A 13868-nucleotide genomic window follows, 5' to 3' on the forward strand; every position below is an offset into this window, starting at 1 on the left:
GCGTCGCTTCGCCAGGCGATCCAGCGGTGGCAGGCGCGCATGCCGCATCTGTACTAAACTTTCCGCCGGGATATTCCACGCATCCGGCTTACTGAGTGTATCCCGCCATCCCGGCTGCGCCATCCTCGATCCTGGGCGCGGCATCTTCCGTCGCCACGTTGTCACGCGGATGAAGGTCTCGCGATGTTGCACCCAAACATTCTCCCCCGGCCGATTCTAACCCTGCCTGGTTGGACCAGTCCCATCGGTGCCCTGGTCGACAATCCGGTGCCGGCTGCCTTGGCGTCGTGACCGAGATGACCCCGGATCTCCATGACCTGGAACTGCTACTGCGTTCCGACACGCCGATTATCCTGATCGAGTCGATCGAGGAGCCGCGGGTGCTCGAACTCTTCGCCCGGCTGGCGATGCGTCTGTCCGAGCCCGCGTTCTGCTGGACCGTTACCGACGGACTTCAGCGGATCGAGTTCGACGCCCCGGCCCAGCAGCCGCTCGCGGATCCCGGCGAGATTTTGCGTCACATCAAACTCACCAATCAGCGCGGCATCTATCTGTTGCTCGATTTTCATCCCTATCTGGACAAGCCCCTGCACGTTCGGCTGTTGAAGGAAATCGCGCAGGGCTACGCCAATCTGCCGCGCACACTCATCCTGGTCAGTCACGGACTGGAGATTTCCCCCGAACTGCGTCATCTCAGCGTGCGCTTTTCGTTGCGACTACCCGATCGCCAACGCATCCAGACCCTGATCCGCGAGGAGGCCCGGCGCTGGCAGGAGACCGTCCAGGATCGTCCGGTGCGCGCCAGCCGCGAGGCTGTCGAACAGCTCACCGACAATCTGCTGGGCATTACCGAATCCGATGCCCGTCGTCTCATCCGCAACGCTATCCGCCACGACGGTGCCATTACCCAGGATGACGTGCAGACCGTCAAGCGCGCCAAGTACGAACTCCTCAGCCCCGAGGGCATCATCAGCTTCGAGCATGACACCCGTTCCTTCGCCGAGGTCGCCGGTCTCGACAACCTCAAGGCGTGGATCGACCGTCGCCGCGACGCTTTCCTCGATCCCGCCCGCCAGCGCGACCATCCGCGCGGCATTCTCTTGCTGGGTGTGCAGGGCGGCGGCAAGAGTCTCGCCGCCAAGGCCGTCGCCGGTCGCTTTGGGGTGCCGCTGCTGCGGATCGATTTCGGCGCGCTCTATGACAAATACATCGGCGAGACCGAGAAGAATCTGCGCCGGGCGCTGGACACCGCCGACCTCATGGCGCCCTGCGTACTCTGGATCGACGAGATCGAAAAGGGCATCGCCAGCGGCTCGGAAGACGAGGGGGTGGGCCGGCGCATCCTCGGCACGCTGCTGATCTGGATGGCGGAACGCGCCACGCGGGTGTTTCTGGTCGCCACCGCCAACGACATCTCGCGGTTGCCGCCCGAACTCATCCGCAAGGGCCGCATCGACGAACTCTTCTTCGTCGATCTGCCTACCGCCGAGGTCCGCCGCGAGATCTTCGCGATCCATCTGCGCCAGCGCGGTCAGGAGCCCGACCGTTTCGATCTGAACGCCTTGGCCGAGGCGAGCGAGGGTTTCACCGGCGCCGGCATCGAGCAGGCGGTGGTCTCCGCGCTCTACGCGGACACGACGCGCGACGGCGCGCTGGAGACCGCGACCTTGCTCGGCGAACTGGCCAGCACCCAGCCGCTTTCGGTCATCATGGACACCCAGATTCAGGCGCTACGAACCTGGGCCAGAGAGCGGACCGTGCCCGCGCATGGTCCCGAGCGGTATTAAACCGCGCCCGGCGCGGTATGCGATGTTTATAGATTGAATCGACCCCGGAAGCCTCCATGATCGTCGGAGCTGGCACGGTTTAAAATGTTTAAAAATGAAATCGTTAAACCGCGTCGACGCCGACATTGCAGATGGATGCCAACTTGGCTGACCACTTAAGACGACGCATACCGTACCGGACGCGGTTTAGAGACATCCAGGGCGTTATCCGATTGCGGCCTTGATCCGGCGGAAAGATGCAATCGCTCCCCATCGCCCCCATTTTCGGCGATGGTTCGGGTCTCTCCGAGTGTCTGTCCGCCCATTTTCCCGAGACGTTGCGATGCAATACAAGGACTACTACAAAACCCTCGGCGTGGCGCGCAACGCCTCGCAAGACGAGATCAAGCGCGCCTATCGCCGGCTGGCGCGCAAGTTTCACCCGGACGTCAGCAAGGAAGCGAACGCCGAGGCGCGCTTCAAGGAGGTCAACGAGGCCAACGAGGTTCTGCACGATCCGGAGAAACGCGCCGCCTACGACGCGCTCGGCAGCAACTGGCGCGCCGGGCAGGATTTCCGACCGCCGCCCGGTGCCGCCGGCAATCGGGAGTTTCATTTCAATCCGGGCGAAGCGGCCGATTTCAGTGATTTCTTTTCCAGCATCTTCGGGCGCGCCTTCCATTCCGATGCCAGGGAAACCCGCCGCCGCCGCGGCCAGGACCAAAATATCAAAATCGCCATCGATCTTGAGGACGCCTATCGCGGCGCGACTCGTCAGATCAAGCTCGACGCGCAGGAAACCGCCGCGGACGGCAGCCGCAACACGCGCTCGCGCACCCTGAACGTTCGTATTCCGGAAGGGGTTACCCAGGGCCGGCAGATCCGGCTCGCGGGGCAGGGCGCGGCCGGACTGAATGGCGGTCCGCCCGGCGATCTCTACCTGGAGATCGAGCTTGCTCCCCATCGGCATTTCACGCCAGACGGCAAGGATATTCAGCTTCGCCTGCCCATTGCCCCCTGGGAGGCGGCCCTAGGCGCCTCCGTGACCGTGCCGACCCTGGGCGGCTCGGTGAGCCTGAAGATCCCGGCGGGCTCTCAGAGCGGACAGAAGCTGCGCCTGAAAGGGCGCGGTCTGCCCGGCAAGCCGCCCGGCGATACGATCGTGGTGCTGGAGATCGTCGCGCCACCGGCCAACACCGAGGCCGCGCGCGAGGCGTATCGACTCATGGCCGAGCGTCTGAATTTCAACCCGCGGGCCGAGTTGGGAGTCTGATCCATGGCGCAGATCGAGAGCGGCATTGAAGGGATCGTGCTGGATGAAGCCGTGACCGTTTCGCTGACGGAACTCACCCAGCTTTGCGGCGCCAATGGTCGCGCCATCGAACTCATGGTCATCGAGGGCGTGCTGCGGCCCCAGGGCGGACAGCCAGGGGACTGGCGCTTTAGCGGCGAGGAGGTTCGTCGCGCCCGCCGCGCCGTCCGACTCCAGCACGACCTGGACTTGAACCTCGCCGGCGCCGCGCTCGCGCTCGACCTGCTCGATGAACTGGAACGCCTGCGCGAGCGCCTGCAAGCGCTCGAACGGCAACTCGGCGAACGGTGATTCTGAACAGCGCCTCCTAAAGCGTCACCAATCGCATCGACAGATCCACCGCCGTGACATCCTTGGTGAGCGCGCCGACCGAGATGCGATCGACGCCCGTCTCGGCGATCGGGCGGACGGTCTTGAGATCGATGCCGCCGGAGGCTTCCAGCCGGGCGCGTCCGGCGTTCAGGGCCACCGCGCGGCGGAGTTCTTCCAGCGTGAAGTTATCGAGCAGAACCAACTCCGCCCCGGCGTCCAACGCCTGCTCCAGTTCGGCGAGCGACTCCACCTCGATCTCGATCCCGACACCCGCGTTCAGCGCGCGGGCGGCCTCCAGCGCGGCGCGGATCGAGCCGGCCGCCAGGATGTGGTTTTCCTTGATGAGAATGGCGTCGAACAGACCGATGCGATGATTGTGACAGCCGCCGCAGAGCACGGCGTATTTCTGCTGAAGACGCAACCCCGGCAAGGTCTTGCGGGTGTCCAGCACGCGCACCGGCAGCCCCGCGACCGCGTCGGCGTACTGGCGCGCGCGGGTTGCCGTGCCGGCGAGGGCTTGTAGATAATTCATCGCCGTGCGTTCCCCGGTCAGCAGCGCGCGCGAGGCGCCTTCCAGCACGCACAGGCGCTGTCCGGGCACGATGCGATCGCCATCCTCGGCTTCCCAGCGGATGACGCTCGCGGGATCCAGTCGCCGAAACACCGTCTCGAACCAGGCGCAACCGCAGAGTGTCGCGGGTTCGCGGGTGATCAGTTCGGCCCGCGCGCGCTGCCCCGCGGGCAACAGGGCGGCGGTCAGGTCGCCCGCGCCCATATCTTCGGCCAGGGCGGCGTCGATCTGGGACTCGATGACCTGGCGCTCGGGCAGATGATGGCGGAGGGTGGAGCGGTTTGGCAGGACTGGATCTGGGGTGGATTGTTCCATGGACACTGTGCTCGGAAGAGTGGGCGCGTAAGAATAGGCTTGGAATCACGATGACAGAATACGCCGGTTCAACCGGCGCCGGCATCTCGGGGATCGACGCCGAGGGCTGGCTCCAGGGCGCACTGCGCCATCCCTCGCCGAATCAGGACGCCCGACCGCCCGGCGCGCCGATCGACCTGCTGGTGATCCACAATATCAGTCTCCCGCCGGGTGCATTCGACGGAGACTGGATCGACGATTTGTTCCTGAATCGGCTCGATCCCAGCGCGCATCCCTATTTCGCCGCCATCGCCGGGATTCGTGTCTCGGCGCATCTGCTGATCCGCCGTGACGGGACTCTGATCCAATACGTGCCCTGCGAACAACGGGCCTGGCACGCCGGCGTCTCCTGCTTTCAGGGGCGCGAACGGTGCAACGACTATTCCATCGGGATCGAGCTGGAAGGGGACGATAGAACTCCGTTCGCCGCGGCGCAATACCGAGTGCTCGCCGACTGCACCCGACACCTTCAGCGCCGCTATCCCGCCATCACCCCGGCGCGCATCGCCGGACACAGCGACATCGCGCCCGGACGCAAGACCGATCCCGGTCCGGCATTCGACTGGAATCGCTATCGCGAGACGAGCGGCGAACTTGTGGTCAGGTGAGGTCAATTCCGAGTCGCACGGTTCGCTTTTGCGGGACGCTTCATCAATAATCTTGATATTCAAGTGGAAAACAGTATATTAGTGAAATCTAATATTTCAGAGAATCCCTCGCCATGCACAAGATCGGATGTTTGACCGCCTTGCTTCTCCTGCTGACCGTCGATCTCCAGGCCGCCGCGCTGGACACCGCGGCCGCCGAGTCGCGCAACCTGCCTCGCGAATACCGTCTCGACGGACTCGTGGAGGCGGTCAACCGCACCACCGTCTCGGCCCAAACGCAGGGTCAGGTCGAGGAAATCCTCTACGATGTCGACGATTATGTCGACAAAAACGCGGTACTGGTGCGGCTGAAGGATACCGAGCATCGCACCCGAGTGACGCAGGCGGCGGCCGACCTGAAGTCCGCGACCGCCCGGCTGCAACAGGCGAATGACGAGTTCGCGCGCGTCGAGGGACTCTATAAAAAGAAGAATGTCTCCGACTCGGCGATGGATCAGGCGACCGCCAATCTGACCGGTGCTCAGGCCGAGCTGGAGGCGGCGACCGCGCGTCTCGAGCAGGCGCAGGAGCAACTGGCCTACACCCAGATCCGCGCGCCCTATTCGGGCATCGTCACGCATCGTCATGTCCAGCTCGGCGAGATCGCGAGCCCCGGCGCGCCGGTGATGAGCGGCATCTCGCTCGATGAATTGCGGGTGATCGTCGACGTGCCGCAGAGCGTGATTCCCTCGGTGCGCGGCGGCGCTAAAAAGGGGACGCTGGCGCGGGTCTATCTGCCCGACGGACAGGCCATCGAAACCAACAAGATCACCGTCTTCCCGTTCGCCGATCTGGGGTCCAACACCTTCAAGGTGCGCATCGATCTGCCGGCGGAGACCAGCGGTCAGCTCCGCGCGCTGTTTCCGGGGATGTTCGTCAAGACCGGCTTCGTGGTCGGCGAGAAGCGCGAGCTGACGGTGCCCAAGGCGGCCGTGGTCCAGCGCTCGGAGATCACGGGGGTCTATGTGATCACGGAGGGCGATCATGTCCACTTCCGTCAGATCCGACTGGGCCGGGTGCTGCCGGATGCCTATGTGGTGCTCGCCGGTCTGACCGAGGGCGAGCGTGTCGCGCTCGACCCGATCGCCGCCGGCGCCTTGCTCAAGTCGCAGGCGCCCATGCGTCACGCCGGCGCGGAGGAGCAGGGTCATGACTGAGCCAGCCATGACGGAGAACGCGGGGCCGGAGAAGCTGGGACTCGCCGGCAGTCTCGCGGCGCGCTTTCAGGCCACCGAAATCACCCCGCTGCTGGCCCTGGTTGGATTGCTGCTCGGCCTCTTCGCGGTCATGGTGACGCCGCGTGAGGAAGAGCCGCAGATCGACGTCACCTTCGCCGATGTCTTCATTCCCTTTCCCGGCGCCTCCGCCAGCGAAATCGAGCACCTGGTGGCGGGACCAGCCGAGCAGGTCTTTTCCGAGATCCGGGGCATCGAGCATGTCTTCTCGGTCTCGCGTCCCGGCATGGCGGTGGTCACGGTCCAGTATCAGGTGGGCGAGGACAACACCGACGCGGTGGTGCGTTTGTTCAGCAAGGTGCTGTCCAATCAGGACTGGCTGCCGCCCAACCTGGGCGTCGGCACGCCGATCGTCAAACCCAAGGGCATCGACGACGTGCCCATCCTGACCGCGACCCTCTGGTCCAAGGACGAAAACGTCGGCGCCTTCGAGTTGGGACAGGTCGCGCACGCCATCGAGCAGGAACTCAAGCGCGTCCCCGGCACCCGCGATATCTACACCCTTGGCGTGCCGGATCAGGTGGTGCGGGTACTGCTTCAGCCCGAAACGCTCGCCGGTTACGGGATCGATCTGACCGATCTGCGCCGCTCGCTCCAGGCCGGCAACGCGATCCGCGACAACCTGGAGGTGACCGCCGACAACCGGGAGATTCTGGTCCAGGCCGGCACCTTTCTCACCAGTCCCGAGCAGATCGGCGATCTGGTGGTCGGACTGCACGGCGAGCGGCCAGTCTATCTGCGCGATGTCGCCACCATCGAGCGCGGCCCCCAGCAACCGGAAAGCTATGTCTGGATGGGCGCGGGCTCGGGGGCCGGACACGCCGGCCTCGATCTGACCAGGACTACCCCGGCAGTCACCATCGCGGTCGCCAAGCAGGCCGGCGTGAATGCGGTGGAGGTCGCCCAACGGGTCATCGACCGCTTCGAGCAACTGCACGGCATCTTCATCCCCGACAACGTCGAGGTCACGGTGACGCGCAACTATGGCGCGACCGCCGACGCCAAGGCCAAAAAGCTGATCAGCAAGCTCACCTTCGCCACCGCTTCCGTGGTGCTGCTGGTGCTGTTCGCGATCGGCTGGCGCGAGGCCATCATCGTCGGCGCGGCCGTGGTCGTGACCCTGGCCCTGACGCTCTTCGCCTCCTGGGCCTGGGGCTTCACGCTCAATCGGGTCTCGCTGTTCGCGCTCATCTTCTCGATCGGCATTCTGGTCGACGATGCCATCGTGGTGGTGGAAAACATCCATCGACACATGGCGCTGACCAAGGACCGTCTGCTGGATCTGATGCCAAGGGCGGTCGACGAGGTCGGCGGACCGACCATCCTGGCCACCTTCACGGTGATCGCGGCGCTGCTGCCGATGGCCTTCGTCAGCGGACTCATGGGGCCTTACATGAGCCCGATCCCGATCAACGCCTCGCTCGGCATGCTGATCTCGCTGATCGTCGCCTTCGTCTTCACGCCCTGGATGACCAACTTCATGCTCGGGCGTCAGCGCACGGCTCTGATACTGGCCGGCGCGGATCACGGGGCGCATGACGAGAACGGCCACGGACGTCTGGACGGGCTGTTCCGTCGTCTGATCGGACCCTTTCTCGCCGGACGCCGGGGCCATCTCAACCGCTGGTTCCTGCTGGGCGGGATTCTGGTGCTGATCGCCGGTTCGCTTGCGCTCGCGGTCAACCAGTCCGTCGTGCTCAAGATGCTGCCGTTCGACAACAAGAGCGAATTCCAAGTGGTGCTCGACATGCCCGAGGGCACCAGCCTGGAACAGACCACGCGCGTGCTCACCGAGATGGGCGAGTATCTGGCCACCGTGCCGGAAGTCACCGATTATCAGGGCTACGCCGGCACCGCCGCTCCGATCAACTTCAATGGTCTGGTGCGTCAGTATTATCTGCGCGAGGGCGCCCATCTCGGCGACTTGCAGGTCAATCTGGTCGACGCGCATCACCGCGACCAGAAGAGCCACGCCATCGCCCTGGAACTGCGCGCGCCCCTGCAGGAGATCGCCCGGCGCTATGACGGCAATGCCAAGATCGTCGAGATTCCGCCCGGCCCGCCGGTGCTCTCGCCACTGGTCGCCGAGGTCTACGGTCTCAACTACGAGGGCCAGATCGGCATCGCCAAACAGGTCCGTGCCGTCTTCGAGGGCACGCCGGATATTGTCGATGTCGACGACTCGGTCGAGTTTCCCTCCCAAAAGCTGACCCTGGTGGTCGACCGCGCCAAGGCCGCGCGTCTGGGCGTGGCGCAGTCCAGCATCGCCTCGGCGCTGAGCACCGTGCTCAACGGCGAGGCGATGAGCTATCTGCACGGCGCCAACGTCAAATACGCGGTGCCGATCCGCGTCGAATACAGCGAGGCGGACAAGGCCGATCTGGAACAGGTGCTGGCGCTGCGGGTGCGCTCGGAGGGCGGTCAACTGGTGCCGCTGTCCGAGATCGTCGAGGTCGTCGACGGCAGCCGCGAACACAGCATTTATCACAAGGATCTGCTGCCGGTGGTCTATGTCACCGGCGACATGGCCGGCGCAACCGACAGTCCGCTCTATGGCCTGTTCGCAATGGCCGCGACCCTGACCCGCGATCTGGGTCTCGAACAATGGTATCGGGAGGCGCCGACCAACCCCTATGAATACAGTCTCAAATGGGATGGCGAGTGGCAGGTCACCTACGAGACCTTCCGCGACATGGGGATCGCCTACGGGGTCGGGCTGATTCTCATCTATCTGCTGGTGGTCGCCCAGTTCCGCAGCTATCTGGTGCCCTTGATCATCATGGCCCCGATCCCGCTCACGCTCATCGGCATCATGCCCGGTCACGCCCTGCTGGGCGCGCAGTTCACCGCGACCTCGATGATCGGCATGATCGCGCTCGCCGGCATTATCGTGCGCAACTCCATCCTGCTGGTGGACTTCATCAACCAGCAGGTGCGCGAGGGCAGCGCCTTCGAGGACGCCGTCATCAACTCGGCGGTGGTGCGCGCCAAACCGATCGTGCTCACCGCGCTCGCCGCCATGGCCGGCGCCGTCTTCATCCTCGACGACCCGATCTTCTCGGGGCTGGCGGTGGCGCTGCTGTTCGGGTTGTTCGTCTCCACGGTACTGACACTGGTGGTCATTCCGGTGGTCTATTACGGAGTGATGCGGAAACGGGTGGAGTGGATTCGGGGGGCGACGGGGTGAGCGAACGGTGGCCCCATTCAGGAAACCGGTAGCGACCTGATGCGTCGGAAAACGGGCGGGTCTTGACAAGCTGTCGGGACGGGCGTCCCGTCCGTCTGGCGGGCGAGACGCCCGTTCCCCGAATGATGGCGATGGTCTGAACGATGATTGAGGCTTGTCAAATGCAGCCAACCTGGCGGAACGGCTGCGTCGTAGCCAGGGACGGCTGAAGCGACCTTGTTGGGCAACCTTAAGCCGCTTCAATGTCGCCGACGATACCCCGGCAATCCGACATGAAGTGGCGGAAGCGCACATCTCACAGGGTGGACTTGTCGCTGAAGACAAAGCTCATGTGTGGGTCGTCGTCCCAGTCATCCCTTGATGCGCCTCGTCGATGACCAGATACAAGCGGTTCGGGATCGCTTGGCGGTATTCGTCAGGGTCAGCCAGATCGGCCTGGTCCGGCCATCGCCCTGCCGGGAAAACAGAGAGGCAGGATCGACGGGCGCGGGAAGGCTGTTCTCTGCTCTACCCGTTTCCCGCTGTTCTTCCTCCTTGCTATTCCCCGAAGCGGAACTTGCTTGCTTCGAGATATTCCTCAAGCAAATCAATTGCGATCCATCGTCGCCCCAATCGCTCCGCGACTGCGCCCGCCGTGTTCGAGCCAGCGAACGGATCGACAACAAGGTCGCCTTCGTCCGTCAGCAATTTCGTGAAGAACTCCGGGAGTGTCGCTGGGAAGCGGGCCGGGTGAATCTTCATCCCTGACGCTTTGCAGCGTTTCGTATAAGCATCGTTGGCCGCGTTGTTGCCCGCGATGAGCATTTCATTGGCAAACTGATCTTGCACCACGTTTGAAGGGATTGATCCACCTGACTCGATCTTGTCGAATGACGCATTGATGTTGTGTCCTGATGGCCGAACCGTTGTCTTCACGCCCTTCTTGGCCAGCCGGAGCATGTCCGCACTGTATGGGCGCAGTACTTTCCGATTGTCAGCCTTTGGGTGCGGTGTCTTCGATAGCCACCAGACGTGCTCGACCGAATCCTTGATCCGAATCCTTCGCACCGTGACCCACTCGGCAGGCACGGGCATTTTTGCAGGGTTGTACCAGTAGCACTCTTGGGCGAGGTGAAAACCCAGTTCCTCGACAAGTGCAATCATCAGCTTGTAGTGGTACAGCGAGCGCGTGGGAGATCCCGGATTCCAGCTTCCGCCGATGTTTAGTACGAAGCTGCCATCCTCGTTGAGGACGCGGCGAATCTCCTGCGCAAACGGTAGGAACCACTCGACGTAGTCAGCTTTGCTAACGTTCCCGTATTCCTTCTTGAAATGCAGCGCATACGGCGGAGACGTGAACACGAGGTTCACCGAGTTGTCGGGCATCGCCTTCAATATGTCGCGTGAATCGCCTAGATAGGCTGCCCCCGAGGCCGTGCGATAGAGCGGCTCCAACGTCTTCAAGAGGCGAGACGGGTGCTCTTGCTCAGGCACGAAAAGCTCGGATTGACGAGCTTCGATGATCGTATTTGTCTTGGGCATCACAAACGCCATTGGTAACATGCTCTCGTTCTTATAAAGTATACCAATAAATACATTGACAACGTCAACTGATAAATTGCAAGTCGCCATCAACCCCTCCGATTGGATCACCCAGGCGGAAGCTGCGCGGCTCCGAAACGTCACCCGGCAAGCCATTGCGCGCTTGGTCGGGAACGGACGTCTGCGCACGCTGGACATCGGTGGGCGATCCTTCGTGAATCGTTTGGATGTGCTGGCGTTCGAGCCCAACCCGCCGGGACGGCCCAAGGGCGGGAACCATGAGTGACGCGAACCTTGCCGCCATCCGCGAGTTGCTATCGCAGTGCTCACCGGAAGAACAGAAAATTTTGTTCGATGAGCTGCGGTAGCGCCACCTGATCCACGAGTTTGAGCGGGTCATCGATGCCCCTGCGGAAATGATCCTTGAGGCTGTCCATCGCGCTCCGGAACTGACCCGCCGGATGCTTCGTGGCGTAATCGCTGACGCGGCTTTCCGAACCTTTGTGGTTCCGGCAATGGCGCCGCTGGGCTGGCGCGATGTCACGCCGGAGGGCAACTTTGCCTACGACTACCTGATGGAAGATGCGCAAGGCCGCATTTCCGTGCAGGTCAAGCTACAGCGCAGCGAGAGAGGGGCGCCGGTCGTGAGAGGTGGGGCGCGTTTCGGCTTCGAGGGTGATGTGTACATGACCGAGACACAGAAAACGCGGGCCGGCAACGACGGCCAGGGGAAAAACCGCCCATACCGTTACGGGGAATTTGACGTGCTCGCGGTGTCGATGCAGCCCTCTACGCGCAAGTGGGACCGCTATCTGTATACGCTTGGGCGTTGGCTGCTGCCTGGGAAAAGCGAGAGTGAGATGGCGACGTTGCAGCCTGTGTCCAAGGAGCCCAGTGGCTTCTGGACCGATGACTTCGTCACCGCCGCCGCTTGGTTCCGAGCGGACGATGGCGGCAAGCGCATGTCGCTCGTTGAGAAAATGAAGACGCCTGACTAGGGGGGGAGGTTCCAAGTGGCGGTCGAACGCTAGGCCAAACTTACGGGTCTTCTGGATCGCGGCCGATTCCTTCCTGAACTGCTCGCGCAGCCTGGACTCCTGAATCTGACCGATGAGGTCGTCGATGGCGGGGACAAGGCGGGCTCCCGCGCGTGGTCTCGTTCAGTCTCCGCATCGCGTTCAGTCAAGGAATTGAGTACGGATTCGGTGGTCTTTTCAAACGAATACAGATCCGATCGGTTGCGGTCTCCGGACTGATCGCACCTCAACCGCTCAGTAGCGATATCGACACTGCACGATGGTCAGCCCTGAATCGCTGGCCTGATAGACCAGACGATGCTCGCGGTCGATCCGTCGCGACCATTTACAAATCGTGGTGTGTTCCCATGTCTTCGTTTACCGTCCCATTCGCGGCCCACGACGATTCATCTGGCTGGATATCATCTGACTATGCTGACCCATCTGCGCGTCGATGGCTTTAAAAATCTGATCGGAGTCGATCTGTATTTCGGACCGTTTACCTGCGTGGCCGGCGCCAACGCCGTCGGCAAGTCAAACCTCTTCGATGCCATCCTGTTTCTCAAGGCACTGATGGATGTGCCGATCCTCGACGCCGCAATGGCCGTGCGTGACGAGCATGGAGCGGTCTCGGATATTCGGCATCTCTTCACTCAAACCCCAAGCGGGATCTGTCTTCCGATCTGTATCGAGGCCGAAATCCTGGTACCTCCCACGGGCAGTGACTATCTCGATCAGCCGGCGGAGGCAAAGACAACCTTCCTGAGCTATCGGATCAAGCTCGAATATCGTGCGCCGAACGGCCACGGGGCGCGACCGCGCGTTGAACTGGTGGAAGAAAGCCTGGACTACATCAAGAAGAGCGAGGCCCACGCGCATTTGCCATTCGATCACTCGGTCAAATGGCGTGACACCGTCGTCCAGGGCCGTCGGACCAGTCCGTACATTTCCACCGAGATTCAGGAGGACGACACCCGCGTCATCAAACTGCATCAGGATACCTCGACCGGCGGTGGTCGCACACGCCTGTTCCAGGCTGAAAAACTACCCCGCACTGTCCTCTCGACCGTCAATGCCCAGGAGAGCCCCACCGCCGTTTTGGCACGCCAGGAGATGCTCAACTGGCGACCGTTGCAACTGGAGCCATCGGCGTTGAGGATGTCCGATGGATTCGATGCCCCGGCCCAACTGTCTCCCAACGGCGCTCATTTGCCGGCCACGCTGTACCGCTTGGCCCAGCAGTGGAAGGAGGAGGATTCAACGCGGCAACCTCGGGACCAGGAGGGCGAGGCGCAGATGCCGGACCAGCAGCGAGAAGGTTTTGCGCTGACGCAAATTGCCAATCGTCTCTGCGAATTGATCGATCATGTCGGCGCCGTGCGGATCGACCGAGACGAAAAGCGGGAATTGCTGACCCTACTGTTGACGGATCAATATGGGACCGAGCTACCAGCCAAGGCGCTGTCAGACGGCACACTCCGTTTTCTGGCATTAGCCAGCGTCGAGATCGACCCGACGCTGACTGGCCTGATCTGTTTGGAAGAGCCGGAAAACGGCATTCATCCAGAGCGCATCGGCGCAATCATCGGATTATTACGAGATATCGCTGTCGATCCCTCTCTGGCGGTCGGAGACGACAACCCACTGCGCCAGGTCATCATCAATACCCACTCCCCGATCGTGGTCGGGCAGGTTCCCGATGAATCCGTGATCTTTGCCGTGCCCGAGCAACGGATCGTTGCCGGACAAGTCATCAAGGGTGTGTCATTCCGCTGCCTGTCGGGGACTTGGCGTGCCCAGGATAAGGTCGGCATGCGCACCCTGCAAAAAGGCAGAGCGCTCGCCTTTCTTCAGCCGGTTGCGGAAAAGGGCGACGCCAGTCGCAAAGGCGGAGACCGACGTGTCATTGATCGTGAAGATATGATTCAGATGAAACTGGAACTGTAA

At 62.7% G+C, this 13868-nt stretch carries 11 protein-coding genes; 8 read left to right on the top strand and 3 right to left on the bottom strand.

Annotated features, from left to right (window positions below; translation table 11 throughout):
• The first annotated feature begins 296 nt into the window (after window positions 1-296).
• The 3 genes from THIVI_RS14990 to THIVI_RS15000 all read left to right on the top strand — a co-directional run bounded on the left by THIVI_RS14990 (window position 297) and on the right by THIVI_RS15000 (window position 3369).
• Window positions 297-1787 (top strand): AAA family ATPase, encoded by a 1491-nt coding sequence (locus tag THIVI_RS14990; RefSeq protein WP_014779385.1) that lies wholly within the window; start codon window positions 297-299, stop codon window positions 1785-1787.
• A gap of 322 nt (window positions 1788-2109) precedes the next feature.
• On the top strand, window positions 2110-3039 hold the full coding sequence (locus THIVI_RS14995) for a DnaJ C-terminal domain-containing protein (protein WP_014779386.1): 930 nt from the start codon (window positions 2110-2112) through the stop codon (window positions 3037-3039).
• A gap of 3 nt (window positions 3040-3042) precedes the next feature.
• Window positions 3043-3369 carry a chaperone modulator CbpM gene (locus THIVI_RS15000; RefSeq protein ID WP_014779387.1) on the top strand — a complete coding sequence of 109 codons (327 nt, stop codon included), beginning with the start codon at window positions 3043-3045 and terminating at the stop codon, window positions 3367-3369.
• Between the two features lie 16 nt (window positions 3370-3385).
• Here THIVI_RS15000 and nadC read toward each other — a convergent pair whose 3' ends face one another.
• Window positions 3386-4276, bottom strand: a complete 891-nt coding sequence (nadC, locus tag THIVI_RS15005) for a carboxylating nicotinate-nucleotide diphosphorylase (RefSeq protein ID WP_014779388.1) — start codon at window positions 4274-4276, stop codon at window positions 3386-3388.
• A 50-nt stretch (window positions 4277-4326) separates the two neighbouring features.
• Between nadC and ampD the strand changes: the two genes are divergently transcribed.
• From ampD to THIVI_RS15020, 3 genes are all read left to right on the top strand, one after another.
• Window positions 4327-4923 carry a 1,6-anhydro-N-acetylmuramyl-L-alanine amidase AmpD gene (gene ampD / locus THIVI_RS15010; RefSeq protein WP_014779389.1) on the top strand — a complete coding sequence of 199 codons (597 nt, stop codon included), beginning with the start codon at window positions 4327-4329 and terminating at the stop codon, window positions 4921-4923.
• A gap of 113 nt (window positions 4924-5036) precedes the next feature.
• The gene (locus THIVI_RS15015) at window positions 5037-6119 is read left to right on the top strand and encodes an efflux RND transporter periplasmic adaptor subunit (RefSeq protein ID WP_014779390.1); all 1083 of its coding nucleotides are present in this window, start codon (window positions 5037-5039) and stop codon (window positions 6117-6119) included.
• Window positions 6112-9384: an efflux RND transporter permease subunit gene (locus tag THIVI_RS15020; protein ID WP_014779391.1), complete on the top strand. Its 3273-nt coding sequence runs from the start codon at window positions 6112-6114 to the stop codon at window positions 9382-9384. Before THIVI_RS15015 ends, THIVI_RS15020 begins: the two co-directional genes overlap by 8 nt.
• Window positions 9385-9921: 537 nt before the next feature.
• Here THIVI_RS15020 and THIVI_RS15025 read toward each other — a convergent pair.
• Window positions 9922-11103 (bottom strand): DNA-methyltransferase, encoded by a 1182-nt coding sequence (locus tag THIVI_RS15025; protein ID WP_217160902.1) that lies wholly within the window; start codon window positions 11101-11103, stop codon window positions 9922-9924.
• Window positions 11104-11321: 218 nt separating this feature from the next.
• Between THIVI_RS15025 and THIVI_RS15035 the strand changes: the two genes are divergently transcribed.
• Window positions 11322-11903 (top strand): hypothetical protein, encoded by a 582-nt coding sequence (locus tag THIVI_RS15035; protein ID WP_169315579.1) that lies wholly within the window; start codon window positions 11322-11324, stop codon window positions 11901-11903.
• Between the two features lie 273 nt (window positions 11904-12176).
• Here THIVI_RS15035 and THIVI_RS26340 read toward each other — a convergent pair whose 3' ends face one another.
• Window positions 12177-12275 (bottom strand): type II toxin-antitoxin system YoeB family toxin, encoded by a 99-nt coding sequence (locus THIVI_RS26340; protein ID WP_083845825.1) that lies wholly within the window; start codon window positions 12273-12275, stop codon window positions 12177-12179.
• A gap of 78 nt (window positions 12276-12353) precedes the next feature.
• Between THIVI_RS26340 and THIVI_RS15040 the strand changes: the two genes are divergently transcribed.
• Window positions 12354-13868 carry an AAA family ATPase gene (locus tag THIVI_RS15040; RefSeq protein ID WP_014779395.1) on the top strand — a complete coding sequence of 505 codons (1515 nt, stop codon included), beginning with the start codon at window positions 12354-12356 and terminating at the stop codon, window positions 13866-13868.

The sequence above is a fragment of the Thiocystis violascens DSM 198 genome (assembly GCF_000227745.2).
GTDB classification, from domain to species: domain Bacteria; phylum Pseudomonadota; class Gammaproteobacteria; order Chromatiales; family Chromatiaceae; genus Chromatium; species Chromatium violascens.

What these genes read in the sequence shown, in the direction of transcription:
- THIVI_RS14990 (WP_014779385.1), top strand. Translation starts at nt 297, where the DNA reads ATGACCCCGGATCTCCATGACCTGGAACTGCTACTGCGTTCCGACACG.
- THIVI_RS14995 (WP_014779386.1), top strand. Translation starts at nt 2,110, where the DNA reads ATGCAATACAAGGACTACTACAAAACCCTCGGCGTGGCGCGCAACGCC.
- THIVI_RS15000 (WP_014779387.1), top strand. Translation starts at nt 3,043, where the DNA reads ATGGCGCAGATCGAGAGCGGCATTGAAGGGATCGTGCTGGATGAAGCC.
- nadC (WP_014779388.1), bottom strand. Translation starts at nt 4,276, where the DNA reads ATGGAACAATCCACCCCAGATCCAGTCCTGCCAAACCGCTCCACCCTC.
- ampD (WP_014779389.1), top strand. Translation starts at nt 4,327, where the DNA reads ATGACAGAATACGCCGGTTCAACCGGCGCCGGCATCTCGGGGATCGAC.
- THIVI_RS15015 (WP_014779390.1), top strand. Translation starts at nt 5,037, where the DNA reads ATGCACAAGATCGGATGTTTGACCGCCTTGCTTCTCCTGCTGACCGTC.
- THIVI_RS15020 (WP_014779391.1), top strand. Translation starts at nt 6,112, where the DNA reads ATGACTGAGCCAGCCATGACGGAGAACGCGGGGCCGGAGAAGCTGGGA.
- THIVI_RS15025 (WP_217160902.1), bottom strand. Translation starts at nt 11,103, where the DNA reads ATGTCCAGCGTGCGCAGACGTCCGTTCCCGACCAAGCGCGCAATGGCT.
- THIVI_RS15035 (WP_169315579.1), top strand. Translation starts at nt 11,322, where the DNA reads ATGATCCTTGAGGCTGTCCATCGCGCTCCGGAACTGACCCGCCGGATG.
- THIVI_RS15040 (WP_014779395.1), top strand. Translation starts at nt 12,354, where the DNA reads ATGCTGACCCATCTGCGCGTCGATGGCTTTAAAAATCTGATCGGAGTC.